Here is a 3,014-nt window from a genome sequence, read left to right on the forward strand (position 1 = left end):
GGGGTCTACCACTCTCCAAATAAACGCTTCAGCAATATCATAATAATTCCCATTCTCATCGGGTCTGGGAATTCGAGGGGACGCTAGTGCGACGGTAGGCACTGCAGCGATTAAAGACACTAAACCGAGGGTGAAAAGTTTTTGAAACATGGTAAGCTGTTCAGCAATTAAATTGGGTATAATAGCAATATCAATTTAGCTAAATCACCAGCACGTAAATGCCAGCCAAGAATCATCTAATTCCTGAGACACTCAAGAAACTTCAGCAAGCCTTGAAAGAGGAATAAAATGAGGAAATCCGAGAAGAGTTTATCGTAGGAAAAATATAGCCGCCCCTAGCCAAGAAACCTTCTGTCACAATTGTGGCATCAAAAGCCAAGAAACCGGGTTTCTACTACAATCTTGGCATCAAGACCGAAGTTTGTGAAAAGAAACCGGGTTTCTACTCCAGTTTCTGTTACCCCCAAAAAAAGCAAACGCCCCTAGCCAAAAAACCGGGTTTCTATCACAATATTGGTTGGCATCAAGAGCGATATTTGTAGAAAGAGACCCACAAGTGTTGAATGTCAATAAAAACCTGAGATAAATCACGTCAAATATGTTATGATTGGGCAAAATGTTCAAATATTTGAGTTTAGCCATGATTATCAATTCCTTCCCAAAGATTATCAAGGATATCTTGCGAGAGCTACCCAAAAATGATTATCCCGTATTGAACAGCCGTCTGTTTTTCGAGTGTTGGCTATCTTATGTTATGGATAATAGCTTGACCAGTATGCGCGATTTATTCAAGCGATTAAACAATACTGGTTTTGACGTAAATATGTCCACATTTTCCAAAGCAAGTTCGCGCCGCGAGCTAACATTATTTCAAAAAATTTATCAAAAGTTGAATCGATTGGCTTCTAAAGGAAATCCTAAAAAATTACACGATAAATACTCAATCTGTCCAATAGATTCAACCATCATAACTCTCACCAGTAAATTGTTGTGGGTTCTGGAATACCATCAAGTGAAACTGTTCAGTTCTCTCAATCTAGCTACGGGAACCCCCGAAGATAACTTTATCAATTTTGGGTATGACCATGATTATAAGTTTGGCTCAAAAATGATGTCTAGTCTTCCCCCAAATGCTGTCGGGGTAATGGATAGAGGATTTGCTGGATTAGATTTTATTGAAGAATTAGTCCAAGAAAATAAATATTTTGTTTTGCGTATAAAAAACAATTGGAAGTGAGAATTTGAGGAATACTCGAAATTAGTTAAAGTTGGCTCCTTTCGTGATGCTAAAACTTATAGGTTCATTAATTTTTGCGTTCTAGAAACTAAAACTGAGTTTCGCTTAATCACCAATTTACCTTATGAGGGAGAAGCCGCAGTTTCTGATGATGAAATTAGAGAGATTTATCGATTACGCTGGGCCGTTGAATTATCATGGAAGTTTTTAAAAATGCATTTAAAGCTTGACAAACTCATCACAAAAAATGTCAACGGCATAACCATTCAAATTTATGTAAGCTTGATAGCTTATCTAATTTTAGAGATTATATCCATTCCCGCTCAATGGGGAAATACACTATTAGATAAATTCCGCTATTTACAATCTTGTATGTGTCAAAAAATCAGTGACGTTTATTGGTTTGAGGAGATGAGGTTTGGTTGAGTAATTTAGGCTTTTAAGGCTTAGTGTAACTTGTAATGTAAAGTTTTGTATCGACATTCAACATTTGTGAAAGAGACCCAATTTCTAACTTTTCCTAAAAACCAAGTAGCATCACTTACTCAAATAGCTGGTCAGCTTTCTGTAACCAAAACTCATATCTTAACGTTCAGAAAAATGAATATTGAGACGAATTACATCCTGGGCTATTTTTGGAGAAATATATCGATCGCTACGACCGTTTCGACGTGAAGAACAGGCATCCCATTTCCCACAAGCTGTAGGGATATCTAAGAATTCTGAAAATAAAACATTTCCGTTTTCATCTACCCCCACAACATTCACTGTTGCTTTAACGCCGGTTAACCGCTCTGTGGCTTCTGCTGTTCCTTCGATCGCTAATTTACCATTCCGGTAAAGCGTTGCTTTTCCCGTACTATATCCTCCTTTCATATTGCTACGACTGCTTGCAGTAATTGGCCGACCTATAGTTTCTGTACGAGAATGAATTACGTTAATGCTATAGATTTCTTGATTCTGGCTTTTTAGGCTAATGCGATCGACAATTTGGAGAAAGTCTCCCGAAATGCCATTATTTCCTAAATTTAGAGAAACCTTAAATTGTCCTCCAGCCAAATTTCTCTTAATAAGTCTAGGAGAAGTTGAGTCCTCTATCTTGGCTTGTCTGGCTTTCTGTTCGTTCAAATGTGCGATAATCTGAATATCGTTAGGATTTAGGAAATAACCATAAAACTCAATAGAGGAACTCTGAGGTCTCTTACCTTTGAGTTCTATATTTCCCGGTACAGCATTACAGATCGCCGGGAGTGGGTCTGGGATGGTTTTCGGAGGTTTTCCAATTTTTTGGGCTAAATTATTTCTTCTTTTGAGAATTTCTTTCTGAACTTCATGGCGAACATAGTCATTGATAAAAGTAGCATTACATCGCATTTCCGATCCGGCTGTATTTATAGTAGTTTTAGCCAAATTTTCTATTTCATAGCTGATGGTTTCTTTCGTTGACTTTTCCAAGTCTTGAACGACCTGACGCCAATTGGCCGATTCGTTTCCCAAGATATCGATTGCTTTATCGAATTCGCCTAATGTGTTGTCTACACAAGATGAGGTAAAAAACATTAGGATAGCAGCTAGAATAATTTGGGGACATCCTTGCAAAATTTTGTAGAAATTCATTGTTAATTAAAGTTGGTAGCTTTCAGTAATTAAAAGACCTAAAACTAGGAAATCAGTAGAGTTCCTAGACTGGCTCGATGAAAGCGATCGCGCTGTGGGTGATTTGGGAGGGCGATCGCTTTCATGCAAGAAGCTTTACGACCTTGAGAACCCAATTTTT

The 3,014-nt window shown here is 37.8% G+C and carries 1 protein-coding gene and 1 pseudogene; one reads left to right on the forward strand and one right to left on the reverse strand.

The annotated features are described in order from the left end of the window. Window positions 1-640 precede the first annotated feature (640 nt). Window positions 641-1,663, forward strand: a pseudogene (locus LKK83_RS01100) (IS4 family transposase). A 159-nt stretch (window positions 1,664-1,822) separates the two neighbouring features. On the opposite strand, the gene LKK83_RS01105 reads toward LKK83_RS01100, so the two are convergent. After that, entirely contained in the window at window positions 1,823-2,854 is a 1,032-nt protein-coding gene (locus tag LKK83_RS01105) for a hypothetical protein (protein WP_324628888.1), read from the reverse strand. Between the last annotated feature and the right edge of the window lie 160 nt (window positions 2,855-3,014).

The organism is Phormidium sp. CCY1219 (assembly GCF_035615515.1).
Taxonomy (GTDB): domain Bacteria; phylum Cyanobacteriota; class Cyanobacteriia; order Cyanobacteriales; family Laspinemataceae; genus CCY1219.